At 41.6% G+C, this 14,824-nt stretch carries 12 protein-coding genes, 1 tRNA gene and 2 pseudogenes; 3 read left to right on the plus strand and 12 right to left on the minus strand.

From position 1 onward, the window contains the following. Positions 1-146 precede the first annotated feature (146 nt). Positions 147-791, plus strand: a complete 645-nt coding sequence (locus G636_RS0106320; protein WP_026507358.1) for an orotate phosphoribosyltransferase — start codon at positions 147-149, stop codon at positions 789-791. A gap of 160 nt (positions 792-951) precedes the next feature. Here the strand turns inward: G636_RS0106320 and G636_RS0106325 are convergent, their stop codons facing one another. The 6 genes and pseudogenes from G636_RS0106325 to G636_RS0106350 all read right to left on the minus strand — a co-directional run. Further along, the gene (locus G636_RS0106325) at positions 952-1,935 is read right to left on the minus strand and encodes a sugar ABC transporter substrate-binding protein (protein ID WP_026507359.1); all 984 of its coding nucleotides are present in this window, start codon (positions 1,933-1,935) and stop codon (positions 952-954) included. A 2-nt stretch (positions 1,936-1,937) separates the two neighbouring features. Then, positions 1,938-3,947, minus strand: a complete 2,010-nt coding sequence (locus G636_RS0106330) for a methyl-accepting chemotaxis protein (RefSeq protein ID WP_035778969.1) — start codon at positions 3,945-3,947, stop codon at positions 1,938-1,940. 387 nt (positions 3,948-4,334) lie between these two features. Next, complete coding sequence (gene mgtE, locus G636_RS0106335) at positions 4,335-5,690, minus strand: magnesium transporter (RefSeq protein WP_026507361.1); 1,356 nt, start codon at positions 5,688-5,690, stop codon at positions 4,335-4,337. Positions 5,691-5,949: 259 nt separating this feature from the next. Then, positions 5,950-6,966 carry a tRNA-dihydrouridine synthase family protein gene (locus tag G636_RS17545; RefSeq protein ID WP_051226610.1) on the minus strand — a complete coding sequence of 339 codons (1,017 nt, stop codon included), beginning with the start codon at positions 6,964-6,966 and terminating at the stop codon, positions 5,950-5,952. Positions 6,967-7,036: 70 nt separating this feature from the next. Beyond that, positions 7,037-9,373, minus strand: coding sequence for a GGDEF domain-containing protein (locus G636_RS19400; RefSeq protein ID WP_196803046.1), 2,337 nt, complete (start codon positions 9,371-9,373; stop codon positions 7,037-7,039). 169 nt (positions 9,374-9,542) lie between these two features. Further along, positions 9,543-9,707: pseudogene (locus tag G636_RS0106350) on the minus strand (hypothetical protein); the annotation flags it as partial. A 22-nt stretch (positions 9,708-9,729) separates the two neighbouring features. Here G636_RS0106350 and G636_RS20475 point away from each other — a divergent pair. Both G636_RS20475 and G636_RS0106355 read left to right on the plus strand, forming a co-directional pair. After that, positions 9,730-9,918 (plus strand): hypothetical protein, encoded by a 189-nt coding sequence (locus G636_RS20475; protein ID WP_242826929.1) that lies wholly within the window; start codon positions 9,730-9,732, stop codon positions 9,916-9,918. 52 nt (positions 9,919-9,970) lie between these two features. Continuing rightward, positions 9,971-10,054, plus strand: a tRNA-Leu gene (locus G636_RS0106355). Positions 10,055-10,147: 93 nt separating this feature from the next. Here G636_RS0106355 and G636_RS21160 read toward each other — a convergent pair. The 6 genes and pseudogenes from G636_RS21160 to G636_RS0106385 form a co-directional block, all read right to left on the minus strand. Further along, a pseudogene (locus tag G636_RS21160) lies at positions 10,148-10,282 on the minus strand (ATPase); the annotation flags it as partial. Between the two features lie 12 nt (positions 10,283-10,294). Further along, positions 10,295-11,488 (minus strand): ATP-binding protein, encoded by a 1,194-nt coding sequence (locus G636_RS0106365; protein ID WP_026507363.1) that lies wholly within the window; start codon positions 11,486-11,488, stop codon positions 10,295-10,297. A 72-nt stretch (positions 11,489-11,560) separates the two neighbouring features. Then, on the minus strand, positions 11,561-11,983 hold the full coding sequence (locus tag G636_RS17555) for a polymorphic toxin-type HINT domain-containing protein (protein ID WP_051226613.1): 423 nt from the start codon (positions 11,981-11,983) through the stop codon (positions 11,561-11,563). Positions 11,984-12,169: 186 nt separating this feature from the next. Beyond that, the gene (locus G636_RS19405) at positions 12,170-13,450 is read right to left on the minus strand and encodes an RHS repeat-associated core domain-containing protein (protein WP_330363922.1); all 1,281 of its coding nucleotides are present in this window, start codon (positions 13,448-13,450) and stop codon (positions 12,170-12,172) included. Between the two features lie 74 nt (positions 13,451-13,524). Beyond that, on the minus strand, positions 13,525-14,337 hold the full coding sequence (locus tag G636_RS0106380) for a hypothetical protein (protein WP_196803047.1): 813 nt from the start codon (positions 14,335-14,337) through the stop codon (positions 13,525-13,527). Positions 14,338-14,447: 110 nt separating this feature from the next. After that, on the minus strand, positions 14,448-14,813 hold the full coding sequence (locus tag G636_RS0106385; protein WP_026507365.1) for a DUF7674 family protein: 366 nt from the start codon (positions 14,811-14,813) through the stop codon (positions 14,448-14,450). Positions 14,814-14,824 lie beyond the last annotated feature (11 nt).

The raw sequence follows: 14,824 nt of genomic DNA on the forward strand, positions 1-14,824 counted from the left end.
ATCCACTATTTTCGCATTCACTTATTTATAGCCCAAAAGAGTTATCAATTCAAGATGATAAAGCTATTAAAAAATAGTTTGTCACATGTTATTATAGAATTAATATAAATATCAGTTTGGGGGATTCCCCGGAATGGAGCGTGGTCATGTTACAGTACAACAAAGTCTACTCTAAGAAGTACCCGGACATAGCACTAAAGATTATTCCGGGACATTTCGTAACTCCCAATTCCCATATCAATTATTATGTTGATATGACTACCATGAAGACCAGAAGGTCCGAGGCAAGAGCCGTAGCCTCTGCCATGGCCCAGGCCTACATCTCTTCCACTATCATCGACACCATTATCTGTATGGACGGCACAGAGGTCATAGGTGCTTATCTTGCTGATGAGCTGACCAAAGCCGGTATCCTGTCTATGAACCAGCACAAGACCATCTATGTAGTTTCTCCCGAGTATGATCAGACTGGTCAGCTGATCTTCAGAGATAATATGCTGATGATGGTAGAGCAAAAGCATGTACTGCTGCTGCTGGCATCCATGACCACCGGCAAGACAGTTAACAGGGCCATCTCAGGCATTGAATATTATGGTGGCCATGTTAACGGAGTATCCGCTATATTCTCAGCAGGCACCAGCGTATCCGGACACCAGATCAATTACCTCTTTGGCAAGTCAGATGTGCCGGATTATATCTCCTATACTCCGGAATCATGCAAGCTCTGTCAGAGCGGCACCAGGATCACCGCCATCTGCAATGGATTTGGTTATTCGGAAGTAAACCACTGATAAGCTGTATTTCTCACAGAATCACGCAAGATAAAGCAGGAGGTATGCGACTTTTCACATACCTCCTGCTTTTAAGATTTAATGCTTAAAAGCATATCAAGTAAGCTTTGCTCTTAACCGGCTTTATATCTTAATGCACCTCTGGTCTAAAGTCCTGTCATCACTTATACTGAGCAGCATTGGAGCTGTCTACCTTTTCAAAGGGTACCCAGACATATTTATTATCTTCTGTCGCGCCTTCCATTCCTTTGACAGACTGTCCGCCTGCCAGCTTGATAGCAGCTTCCACGCTGGCCTCGCCCTGTCCCAGACCTGACTGATATACTGTTAGAGCCATATCTCCGTTTATAATGGCTTCGCAGGCATCAGAAGCAGCATTTACGCCCAGTATGGGAAGTCCGCCCAGATCTATGCCATTCTCCTGGCAATACTCTACGATACCCATAGCCATTGTATCATTGTTGCAAAGTACACAGTCCAGAGGATTGCCGGTCTGCATGAAGATATCAAACATATCTCTTGCTATACCCTTATCCCAGTCTGCATAATCTTCAAAAACATAATTGATAGTCTTGCCGCTGTCCTCAAGAGTTCTCTTTGCTCCCTGAGTCCTGCCGCTGGTTGCGGACTGACCTCTGGGTCCCTTGATGATCATAACATTGAGTTCCGACTTGGATGAGATTTTATTAAGGATATACTCAGCCTGGAACTGGCCTGCTACATTTTCATCAGAGCCAACGTATATATACTTGTCAGCCTTTAGTCTCTTATCTTCGGGGCAGTTACAAATAAATACTATAGGTATACCCGAGGCATTGGCTTCCAGTTCCACGGCAGTATCTGCGTCCACAGCTCCGCATATGATAACGTCATATTTCTGACTCACTGCATTTTTGATCTGCTCAACCTGGGTCTCAATGGAATTATCGGCATATACCACCTCCAGGCTGGCTCCTTCCGAGGCCGCCTTATTCTGCGCAGCTTCCACCAGTGACCCTCTAAAGCTTCCGGGCTTTGCCTCATTATACATAGTCAGGAGTATCCTGGTACCCTTTCCTGAAGCACCTCCTGAACTACCACAGGCGCTGCACAACATGATACCTGTCAAAAGAATGCATATAATAACTCTCAGCTTTCTCTTCATAATCATCCCTCCGCAGCGTCAGCTGTACTATCTATCTTGAAAGCAGCAACCTGATCAGCCAGTTCCTGGGCAGAACTTGTCAGCTCTCTGGCATCAGCCGCCACAGTCTCACTGTTACCTGTGATATTATTGGCCTGTTCCACCATGGTATCAGATGTTGCCAGAATCTCTTCAGAGCTGGCTGCCTGCTCCTGTGATATAGCAGCAACATTGGTTGCAACTTCATCAACCTTTTCTACCTTCTCTATCATTTGCTGGACAAGAGTGCCCACTTCGTCTATATTGCCAAAGATGGTATCAAAAGTGGTAAGCGCTCCGCCTACCAGCTCGCTACTGCTGTTGATATTCTTAACACTGTCATCAGCCTGACCAACAGCTGCCTTGACCAGATCATTGATCTCTGTTATGAGAGTCTCGATATTCTGTACAGATTCCGCACTGCTCTGTGCCAGCTTGCCGATCTCAGTAGCTACAACAGCAAAGCCCTTGCCTGCTTCTCCGGCTCTTGCAGCCTCTATAGAGGCGTTGAGGGACAAGAGATTGGTCTCTTCTGCTATGTTGCTGATAACACCTGTGATATTGGTGATCTCTTCCGAGGACTTACCAACCTTATCAATGGCTTCCTGCAGACCCAGCACAGATTCATTGATACTGCGCATAGCGCTGTCCACATTCTGCATGTCAGCTTTGCCTTCTTTGGAGACCTCGACGGTCTCTTTCATCTTGCTCTCAACCTGTCTGCCGTCTTCTCTGGTATCAGCAACTACCATTGCAAGAGTGGTAGCATTTTCAGCGATCTCATTAACAGACTGAGACAGCTGCTCAACGGTACTGTTAAGCTGCTGCATGGAGCTGCTCTGTGTACGGGAGGCATCATACATCTGCTCTGATACATTGGTACTGTTATCAGCCTGTCCCCGCAGCTTGGTGGATACACCGGAAATAGATGATATCATGCCTCTCATGGAGTCTATAAACTTCTCTACGCATTTACTCATGAGGCCGATTTCGTCATTACTCCGGGTCCTCACATCTACTGTAAAGTCACCATCAGTCATGGCTGTGATCACATCAGTCAGTTCCTTGACAGGGCGAATGGTAACATGTACCACTCTTGCGATCAGGATACCCAAAAGTATCAGCGATACCACACCTATGATGATCATGGTATTCCTGATCCTCTCCACGTCAGAATATACTATAGAGGTAGGTATGTAGGATACCAGTATCCAGTCAGTTCCTTCAACATCTGTAAAGGAAGTGATATTCTTGTCTATCTCTTCCATTGAATAATCATGGGCCAGCCTTTTCTCTTCTACTCCTGCCATAAAAGAGTCTGACAGAGCGGATATCTTCTTGGATATCAGCGTATTGTCACGATGAGCCAGGATCATACCATCTCTTGAATTGATCAGGAAGGTCTGAGCATCGTCCATCTGTACAAAGCTGTTAACTATGATACTGATCCTCTGAAGGGACAGATCAGCAGATATTACCTTCATCACACCGGAGCCATCATTGAGGATACCCGATGCACTGATGACCGCGTCTCCCTCCGAATTCACATAGGCACTGGTAAAGCCCATGTTCAGCCTGGTCAGTCCTTCCTTGTACCAGACGGATGAGGTGGGATCTGCTTCAGTCATTTCAGATTCCTCGGCAGCCATGAGATTTCCGTTTTCATCAGCAATATACAGGCCCTTGGGATAGTTATCATTAAAGCCATAATACTGGTTCAGGATACTCTGCAGCTCATCATCACCGGGCTGTATACCTTCAATAGTATGCTTTACGATCTGAAATGCAGACAGATTCTCCTCAAGCCAGGCTTCAATCTCATGGGCCTGACTTTCAACAGACGAGCTTAACAGTCCTCTAGAGTATTCCGTCAATATATTCTTGGAAATAAAATAAGATATACCCACCAAAAGGAGTACGATGACGATAACTACCGGGAGGATGGTGCCCAAAAGCTTGGTTTTGATAGATACCATTCTTTCCTTCTTAGCCATTCTCACTATCCTTTCTTAAATAATGACATCGATCGGTATTAATTGGCAGCACACAAACTGCCTACTTGTATATCGGAAAACTCAGCGAATTAATTTATTTTCTTTCAGATCAAAAACATATCTATTGAAAACATGGACGCATTTATGATCATGTAATCAACTGCAATTCACGACATAGAAGTGCATCCATACACTTCTAAGCATGTCCAAATACATCCTTGTATTCACGACATAGAAGTGCATCCATACACTTCTAAGCATGTCCAAATACATCCTTGTATTCATTACATATATCAGCAGGGCATAAAAAATCTGCCGGAAAGCTTAAGAAGCTTCCGGCAGAAACTATAAAGCCACTATGCAATTATAAAAACAGTTCTTCATCCGCTAAGCAGTAAGATGAAGAAGCGTGGATGCGATCTTGAAATATGTGAGCAGTGATATAGCATCCACAATAGTGGTGATCATAGGACTGGCCATTACAGCGGGATCAAGGCCTATCCTGTCTGATAGCAGAGGTAACAGGCAACCTACGCACTTAGCGATAATGACTACCATTACCAGTGTAAGACATACAGTAAGCGCAATAGCTATACCGATCTTATCAAGGAGAAGGAGCTTTATAAAATTGGCAGTAGCCAAAGTCAGGCCGCATATAGCTGCTACCCTTATCTCCTTCCATAAGGTCCTGAATATATCACTGAATCTGATCTCATCCAGGGATATACCACGGATAATGGATACACTGGCCTGGGAACCGGCATTACCTCCGGTATCCATCAGCATGGGTATATAAGCCGTCAGTATCACGTACTTTGAAAGCGCATTTTCAAAACTTGTAATGATAGCACCGGTAAAGGTGGCACTTATCATAAGTAGGAGTAGCCAGGGCATCCTCTTCTTGTAGGTCTCAAAGATACCGGTCTTCAGATAAGGCTTATCCGAAGGAACGATAGCTGCCATCTTTTCAATATCTTCCGTGGTCTCTTCTTCCAGAATGTCCACTACGTCGTCCACGGTGATGATACCCACCATTCGCCTCTCATTATCCACAACAGGCATGGCGGTAAAGCCGTACTTGGCTATGGTCCTTGCTGCATCCTCCCTATCATCCATGGTATTGATGGAGATAACATTATCATTCATGATATCCCCTATTATGGACTCTTCTGATAGTATGAGCAGATACCTGAGGGCAACCGTGCCCACAAGGACACGCCTGGAATCCAGCACATAACAGATGTTGACAGTCTCGGAATCAAGTCCGATCCTGCGGATTCTCTCTATAGCCTGCCCTATGGTCATATCCATCTTCAGATCCACGTACTCCACTGTCATTACAGAGCCTGCGGAATCTTCGGGATAACGGAGCAGGTGATTTATATCCTGTCTGGTCTCAGGGTTTGCGTTTGCGAGGAGTTTCTTTACAATGCCTGCCGGCATCTCCTCCAGAAAATCTGCCGCATCATCTGCGTACAGATTATTGATGATGTTGGATGCTTCTCGATCTGACAGATATTGGATGATATACTGCTGATCATCACTTTCCAGCTCGGCAAATACATCTGCCGCCATATCTTTTGGGAGTATCCTGAACAGTTTCAGGGACTCCTCATCCTTCATCTCACCCATTACAAGTGCCACGTCTACACTCTGCATATCGGTGAGAAGCTGTCTCAGATCATTAAAGCGCTTATCCGCAAGAAGGCTGCGGATCAGCTCCAGATAGTTCTTCTCTTCCATGCCATTTCTCCTTAGGATTTGGTTTTAATAGAGTGCATAATCGGGGCACAGGGTTGTCAGTACTAATACGTTTTTCCTTCATTAAAACCACCTCCTTTTCTCAAATGACACGGTCAACAGGTTAGTTCTTAGAGATCATAATTATCACAGACATATGCCTGTTATAATGATAGCTAATCTGTAAGAATTTGTATTTACCGAATTACAATACCACAATTTGAGCGCTTTGTATCATGTTTTTATAATATCACTTGATTTTTTATCCCCACTCATCAGCTATTTTTTTTATATTGACATCTTCCAGGCCGCCTTCCAAGGCTCTTATCCTGCAGCAGTCCATAAGTGCCCTTTCGCCGGCTTTGAAGCTTGTCCAGTCCTTTGCTTTGAGCATACTCTTCAGATACTTGTCAGAGCCTTCAAAGCAGCCTGACATATAGGACCACAGCTCCTTCATCTTGAAGAATACATTCTTGTCAGTCCTAAGTTCCTGCCTGTATATAGCTTCCAGCTCAGTTAAAAAAAAGCGAAATTCATCCTTATTTATGATCTCTCCGCCTTTTATCTGCCTTGCAAGCGAAGGGTCTGCGACTATCCCCCTTCCCAGCATCACTGAAGAGAGCTTGCTATCCTCCCCCTGACCAAAGGCCTCTACCACCTTGGCATAGTCATCAGTATTAAAGATATTACCGTTATAGGCCACTTTGGAGGGTGATATCTCATATGCCTTCCTAAAGGCTGTCATATCAGGCAATCCCTTGTAGAACTGCTTCTGAACCCTGGGATGGATGATCAGCTCCCTAATGGGATATAGTTTATATACTTCTGATATAGCCTCCATCTCATCAGGGCTGTTTATTCCTATCCTGGTCTTTACAGACAAGAGCTCTCCTTCATCTCCCAGGCAGTCAAAGACTTCATCAAAAAAGTTCTTTAGAGCCGCCGTATCTCTAAGAAAGCCTGATCCTTTTTTCTTGGCAGTTACAGTACCGGAAGGGCAGCCAAGGTTAAGGTTAATCTCTTCATAGCCCATGTCCCTAAGATAATGAAATGCCCATACCAGGTCAGGAGCCGAATTGGTAAGCAGCTGAGGTATCAGATCCTGCCCCTTGTTATTCTCAGGGTCTACCTCTCTTTGATCCCTCTTTTTGATATTATGATCTGAAAACACACTGATAAAGGGAGTGTAGTAATGATCGATACCGCCAAATAGTTCCCTGTGAAGTCTCCTGTAATATACGTTTGTGATCCCCTCCATAGGGGCATAAGTTATCTTCATATCTTTGTCCAAAACAAAAGAAGAGAAAGCTCCTTCTCTTCTTTTGAAAAAACTCCTTGCATAAACTGTATCAGTGCTTCATCATGCCCACATACTTCTCTTCAAATTCATCAACCGGAAGAGGCTTACTGAAATAATATCCCTGGAAGATGGAGCAGCCCATATCTCTGAGGAATTCCACCTGGCTCTTCTTCTCCACGCCTTCGGTGATAACCTTCATATCAAGCTGATGCGCCAGGCTGATGACTGAATCCAGGATCATCCTACTGCGCTCCCTGTTCTCTGTCTCATGAAGGAACTCCATGTCAATCTTGAGAACATCCGCAGGCATATCTTTGAGCATGCTCAGTGATGAGTAGCCTGTTCCAAAATCATCTATCTCAAACTCAAAGCCTACATTATGAAGCCTGTTAATTATCTTAAACTGCCTATCAGGCTCATTCATAAGAGCTGACTCTGTGATCTCAAGTTTAAGTTTTGCAGGGTCTATTTTATAACGGTCTACCAGTCCTGTAAATATTTTATAGATATCAAGATAATAAAAATCCTTGGGCGAGATATTTACGGATATATGGAGATTCTCAAATACCGTGCCCTTCCAGTCGCATAGCTGCCGCGCAGCCAGTTCCCACACATGAAGATCCAGCTTATATAGGCAGCCGGTCTTTTCTAGGATACTTATAAATGCACCGGGAGCCAGGATTCCCTTGCCGGGATCATTCCATCTTACCAGCGCTTCCGCGCCAAGAGGACGGCCCTCAGGGTCAACCTGAGGCTGGAGATAGATCAGGAACTCATTCCTTGCAACAGCCCTGTCAAGGTGGTTGGCCACCTGTCTGTCATGGAGTATGGTGGACATCATCTCGTCATCATAAACAGCGATCTTATTTTCAGAGAAATCACTGATGGTGCTGATAGCCATATTGGCCCTGTCACACATAAGTGATACATCCATCTCATGATTGGATACTTCATAAACGCCGCAATGTATCGTCATAGTATAATAACTGGACGTGATAATATTAGTAATACCTCTAAGCTGGTCCAGAAAATAAAATTCATCGTATATACTCTTTCTGGACAATATGGCAAACTGATCCGCCACAGTCCTTCCCAGAAGTTCTTCCTTGTGCAGAGCCATAGAGAGCATGGCACCCATCTTTTGTATGATCTCATTGCCCTTATCAAAGCCAAAGAGATCATTGACCATCTTGAAATCCCTGACATTGGTGCAGATCACTATATAGTCATCCTCGGGATACTTTCTCATCCTCTCGGATGCAGCCTCATAGAAGCCCTCTTTATTGAGGAGTCCCGTAAGTTCATCATGGGTAGCCTTGAAATGCTCAGCCTGCAGGGTTATCTGTTCCTGGGTCCTGTCGGATACGTTGATATAATGACCTATAAGCTCATCGTGTCTGTCCTTGATCCGTCCGGAATCCACCTTGACATATCTGACAGAATTATCCAGATTTGGAATCTCTATCATCCAGCTGTCCCTGTCCTTATTACGGGCATCCCTGACTGCCAAAATTTCATCAAGCTTAATCTTAAGAGCTTCCACATCTCCTCTGTTTAGATGTAGAAAGTCAAAAACAAGCTCATTGGATTCTATGATATGTCCCTCAGCATCAAATACGCACAGGCCGCTGTTAAGGTTTCTCAATGTCTCGTGTATAGTGATCTTGGTCAGCTGCTCGGGGCTTAAATGGCACATTACAAAATAGCAGGCAAATACAATAAGTACATTGCTGCTCTGCAGGATAAGCTTATTAAGGTTAAGATAGCCATTGGACAGGCCCACCATGGTAGCGATCAGGAATACAAAAAGTATGGTGCCGTATCTGTTGCGATATACACCTCTTGATACTATATACTTGTAAACAAGGGGCGTCAGTGTGAAAAGGCTGAATATGATCAGGATACCAAAATGAATATATGCTCCCGGATACTGATGATGCAGGACATAATTGTTACCGTTTTCCAGTGTGGGCTCCATCTCCACTGTAAACACGGTATTTTTCTTGATATTAGTCAGCATCAGGATGATATCACAATCTCCTATGATACCTACCAGTGAAAAGATCTTCTTATTCCTTGATTTGATGGAATAATCCCAGACCAAAGTCCAGACGAACATGAGCTGTACTGTAGAGCCCAGATAATACAGGGATTCCAGCAGCAAAATAGTATCAACATTACCTGCAACGCTGCAGATCATATTGATAAAGACTTCCAGAAATCCCAGGCCAAACATGCCTGCAAATTCCTTATATGAAGGCCGCCTTTCAAAGAGGACCCACATCAGTCCCACAACATCAGCAACAAGTATCAGTCCCAGAAAAAACAAGGTAGAAGCCACGTCCATGATTGTCTCCCTTATCTGCCCAAAAGCATAAAACAACACATAAAACTATCTTTAGATATATCGGCTTCGACTGACAATAACTAAACTATATTCCGTATGCCTTCACATATCCTGCGCGCAATCCTGGGATCATTCATGGTATATAAATGGATCCCATCTGTATCACTGACCAGTAGGTCTATGATCTCCTTGTATGTGCTGATAGCAGCTTCCTACCTGAGAGGCGAATCTCTGTATCATCCTCAAGCTCAGGCACGATATAGTGGTAGTTGGTATTAAACCACTTCTTCATGGCAAGAGCTTTGACATCGCCCTTCTCACCCTGATAGCCCCTTGCCATAGCAAAATATGTATCCATTTCAGATAATCCCAGCGACAGAGCCAGCTTGTTCAACATGCTGATCGGTCTAAACGGCTACACAATATGCAGCGGCGTTATCAGCGAAGAATTAAACGGTCCCAATATTATCGCAAGGCCCCTGAAGGTAGACGATCATATGGAAATCGGATATATACTTCCCGCATTTTTGACGCCTTCGCAACTAACAGTTAGTTACATTGATATACTAAAACAATTAATCTGAATTTCTCTTGAATATTGTTTTTCGCTGTGATATTATAAACAAGCGTTTGGATGCCGATGTGTCGGAACTGGCAGACGAGACAGACTCAAAATCTGTTGTCAGCAATGGCGTATGGGTTCGAGTCCCATTATCGGCACGCATTATCCCCCGGAAGATTTCTTCCGGGGGATTTTTATGTGAGCCCCTGAAACTCCGTAAACAGTCGGTTACCCTCACCAAAAGCCGTAGGTGCAAGCTGTGACGGCAAAGATTTCCAAATCATAGAAACCTTTGGGAACTCGCTAAGCTTGGGGTGTTTTGCAAAGTAGCGTTCATACGCGCCTATAATATTGGATAGTGCCTCCTTCATAGCAGCAACATCTTTAAAATTTTATTATTATTGCGAATCAGAAAGCCACCTTGCAATATCAAGTATCCTTATACCCTCATGCTGAGTCTCTTCATGCTTTGTCCTTGCAATAATCATTTTCGGATAAGCATCCTTTATACTCAAAAGAGGTGACAGTTCTCTATTATATGTTTCTTCTCGCGAAATATCATCAGATACCTGTATATATAGCTTTTCGCCTTCTTTTATAGCAACAAAATCAACTTCTTTTGCGTATAGTTTTCCAACATATACTTCATATCCTCTACGTAGCAGTTCCAGTGCCACTATATTTTCATAAAGATGTCCATAATCCGCATCCTTGGTTCCTAATTCAGCAAAACGAAATGATAAATCTGCAAGATAATATTTCTTATCTGACTCAAGATATTTTTTCCCTTTGATATCATATCGCTGAATTTGATAAAACAAAAAAGAGCGACATAAATAATCAATATAAGCACCAACAGTTTTATCATTAGTTTTATAGGTTCCTGATGTAAGTTTTGCTGCTACATTTCTTATAGAAGTCTGATTGCCCACATTATCCATCAAGAAATTACCTATCATAACCAGCAGATCTTCATTTTCAATTTTAAATTTTGTTACTATATCTTTTGTGATGGTAGTCCTGTATATTCCATTAACATATTTTCTGGCATCTTCTTCTGTCTTATATAAATAAGAACCAGCCATCCCACCTTTTTTAACATAATCATCAAATGCAACATCTACATCATCAGATGGATAGTATTTCAAATACTCATTAAATGAAAACGGATATAGTTTTATTTCAAATACTCTTCCACCAAACAATGTCGCAAGATCGCTTGAAAGAAGGAATGCATTAGATCCGGTAAGGTATATATCATACAATTCTTCCTCATATATACTATTGATAACTCTTTCAAAGCCCTCACACATCTGAACTTCATCAATAAACAGGTAATTATTCTTTTCTGCATCATATTGCTGTTCGATGTACGCATAAAGTTTATCTCCATCAAGAAAAGATTCATTCTTTTTTAGATTCAACTTAATGCGTACAATATTAGCGGTTTTTTCTTGCGAAATATTATCAATGAGTGCATCCATAAGTTTTGATTTTCCGCTTCTGCGAACGCCTGTTATAACTTTAATATCTGGAATATCTTTTACCGCCAAGAGGGCGTTTAAATAGTGATTCCTTTGAATTAGTCTCATATTTTTCACCTCATAAACAGTATACTTCATTTCGCAAATTTAAACAATTTTTAAATTTGCGAAATAAAAAGATCAGATACCTCTACTAGAGATAGCGACTTCAAAATAATATATCGATACTGAGTCTATTAGGTGCTGCCAACGCTTGTTCTGAAGGTGGATCTCATTGCCTTCGTTATCTACAAGGATTGTACCTACTGCCAGCATTTCTGCTGTTACAAAGCCGGTATCCTTCACATAGAAGGGATGAGTAGGAGTTGTTACTATCTCCTCCGTCTCAGCCTTCTTGCCATCTTCGCCATCCTTACTGATAGTCAGGTGGATCAGCTCATCAGTCTCATTGACATAGGTCTCTAATACCATCTGGCAAGTGACATCACCGGTATCAGGATCTTCTGACAGAACATAGTCACCTGCCTGTATTTCCTCTATGGGGACAGATCCTTCACTGGTCGCGACTAGAGTACCAAAGGCAAAGCAGTATGGCGAGTTCATACCTCCTACTATTGCGCCACTAATAGCTCCGGACATAAAGCCATCACATGCACCGTCTATGGCTACTTGCCCAGTCTTTTTAAGGTTCCCTCCACTGGCAAAAAGGCGATAGCTGCAATTATAACTGTGCCCGATAAAGAAGGTAATGGTGGATTATTTGTCCGCCATTACCATTTAAGAATTGTATTACTGCAATACTATTTCTGTTCCAACTTTTCCTTGGATAATACCTTTAAGGTTCTTGCCAAAGGATTCTACTAGCCCCAATTCACTTTCCACAAAAAACTTGCACCTATGATCAATTATTTTACTATCATATATAGCCATATCTAACTCAATTTTCACATGTCCATGAATATCTGCTGGAAATAGTCTTATAGAAAACAATCGTTCCTTTTCTCTATTATTCCAATCATAACAGCAATTATAATTCTCAATATATGAAGCAAAACTATCTGATAATTGCAGTAGAGATTTTTCGTCCAAATATATATCCTGATATGCATTTATATATTCATTATAGGCAATTACCCTTACTTCAAACATCATATAATCTTGCCATATTTTAGATATTTTTATGTTATCCACATCTACCTCATTTCTATTAAATTTAAAATCATCAAATGCTTTTGTAACTACATTATATACAAAGTGTATCACCGTTCGAGTTCTATCACTATGTTCGATAACAGCCTGCATCTTAATCCACCCCTCTTCCGCTAGCCAGCGAGTATCAGACATTATTATCATCTTAAGATGCTCAGCGTATTTTAAAGGATCAGACATAACTTGATGCATTGCCATTTGCTCATTTAGGTTATTTGCTACTATTCGTCCTGTACTTCCTCTTCCTAGAACTTCGACGGGATTGCCAACACATTGAACAATGTAATTATACTGATTTAGAAATGTTACACCACCGCCTGTAACAAACAATCCAGTTATGCCAGACATAGAAACTAATGCAGGAGCTATCATATCTCCGCCTATAGTTCCAAGTATTCCTCCTGACAAAGCACCTGATATAACATACTTTGCTTTCTGCCATACATCTAATCCTTGATTGGTAGCAACAACATTTCCAACAATGCCGCCAATGGCCATGCCAACCGCAGCTCCTACACCAATACAAATGGCAGCTGTTGTTATTACAAACTGGCCTGTGGAATCACACAGATTTACAGGATCATTACCGCAATATGCATATACATTGTATGCCGTCAGACCTGTGCCTGTGTCAAATACACCTGCTGTAAAATTAGGCTCAGGGCTTATGAACCTATGCGCTACCGGATCATAATATCTTGCATTCAGGTAGCAGAAGCCAGTCTCCGCATCGTAGTAATAGCCTCTGTAACGGAGAGGGTTCCTGTCAAGGATTCCACTTGGATCAGATGTGGATGAAGCCTTGGTCACAGAGATGATGTTGCCCCAGAGGTCGTACTCATAGTTGCTTATGAGTTTTATTCAAAGGTAAACCTAATATTATTGCCGGCAAGAAAAAGGCATCTTACCGGCAATAATCTTGTATACAGCCCTGTTTATTTTTTGGTAATCACGATTTTGAATGCACCTTTTCCTTTACCTGTTTCAACAACAACTTCACTTCCGCTGGCATATCCAATCTGAAGCATATTCAAAAACTGATTACCTATCGCCATGAGACCATTTCTATCAGCAGTTATTCTTATTTCTTTATCCTTAATACTGACTGATACATCACTTTCTCCATAAATATCCTCCAAATATTGAAAAGAAACATCTTTTTTTACAACATGTTCGATATTTCTTTTACTGTTAGATCCATCTCTTTCTTTGTATTCTAATATATAAGAAAACAGTTCACTTTCATCAACAATTATATCACTGAATATCTGCAGTCCGTTGTTCTCAAAAAATGAAGCGCTTGGAAAATCCTTATTACGTTGTAGATACAGCCAATTAAGGTGTTCGTGAGAACAAGACGCAAACCATGCATAACCATTTTTATAAAATGCGATATCCATAGGATAGTCGAATCCATCCCAGTCCCATAAGGTGGGAACTTCTGCTAATTGCTCATATACTTCCCGATCTGATTTGAACAAGTACAATTTGTATGACTTCTCATCTTCATCAAGAATTGTTGTTCCGGGCCAACAGGTAACTGTCCTGCTTTCAATTTTATACTTTGATAAACTCTTTATCATTTTTTTAGCAGTACTATTAGCTTTACCATCTGGCTTGTAATAAATCAGTGAAAACTCATCACTGTAATCGATCAGGCATGAAAGAATTTTTTTCCATTTACTTTCATTCTCACAACCTTCTACATAATAAGAATAATACTTCATCGTATTTTCCTTTCCCCTCAAAAAAACAAAACATCTGTACACTCGCCTCTTCATCAAAAAAGCAGCAGTACAAAGGTCAAAGGCCGGTGTACTGCTTGATACTTTTCTTTAGCTTTGTTAATGATATGTAATTAATTGATTCTTCCAATATACGCATCTGCTTCTATCTGAAGAGCTGTTGTTATTGGCCCCATATATTTTTTAGCTTTTTCAAGAATCAACCTATCATTTCCTAATATTTCCAGAGCTGTAGACAAAAAAACATCATGGAGTTTTTTATCAGCATAAATAGACACATCTTCAAAGTAACCAAATACTGCTTTTATCAACTCATCATCAGTATCTTTTTTCAAAATACCAATTACTTCAGGCATTATAAAATCTTCAATAACAATCGTATCCAATCTTTCCCCATATTCATTTATATGTTCCTCAATATCTGTTTTCGTTCCAGGAAAAAATAATACCATCGTCTTTATAAAATCATCTGTAGTCATAGCCTAGTTCC

Source organism: Butyrivibrio sp. MC2013 (genome assembly GCF_000424585.1).
Lineage (GTDB): Bacteria > Bacillota > Clostridia > Lachnospirales > Lachnospiraceae > Butyrivibrio.

Coding starts and splice junctions, on each gene's coding strand:
- G636_RS0106320 (WP_026507358.1), top strand. CDS start 147: ATGTTACAGTACAACAAAGTCTACTCTAAGAAGTACCCGGACATAGCA.
- G636_RS0106325 (WP_026507359.1), bottom strand. CDS start 1,935: ATGAAGAGAAAGCTGAGAGTTATTATATGCATTCTTTTGACAGGTATC.
- G636_RS0106330 (WP_035778969.1), bottom strand. CDS start 3,947: ATGGCTAAGAAGGAAAGAATGGTATCTATCAAAACCAAGCTTTTGGGC.
- mgtE (WP_026507361.1), bottom strand. CDS start 5,690: ATGGAAGAGAAGAACTATCTGGAGCTGATCCGCAGCCTTCTTGCGGAT.
- G636_RS17545 (WP_051226610.1), bottom strand. CDS start 6,966: ATGAAGATAACTTATGCCCCTATGGAGGGGATCACAAACGTATATTAC.
- G636_RS20475 (WP_242826929.1), top strand. CDS start 9,730: ATGCTGATCGGTCTAAACGGCTACACAATATGCAGCGGCGTTATCAGC.
- G636_RS0106365 (WP_026507363.1), bottom strand. CDS start 11,488: ATGAGACTAATTCAAAGGAATCACTATTTAAACGCCCTCTTGGCGGTA.
- G636_RS17555 (WP_051226613.1), bottom strand. CDS start 11,983: ATGAACTCGCCATACTGCTTTGCCTTTGGTACTCTAGTCGCGACCAGT.
- G636_RS0106385 (WP_026507365.1), bottom strand. CDS start 14,813: ATGACTACAGATGATTTTATAAAGACGATGGTATTATTTTTTCCTGGA.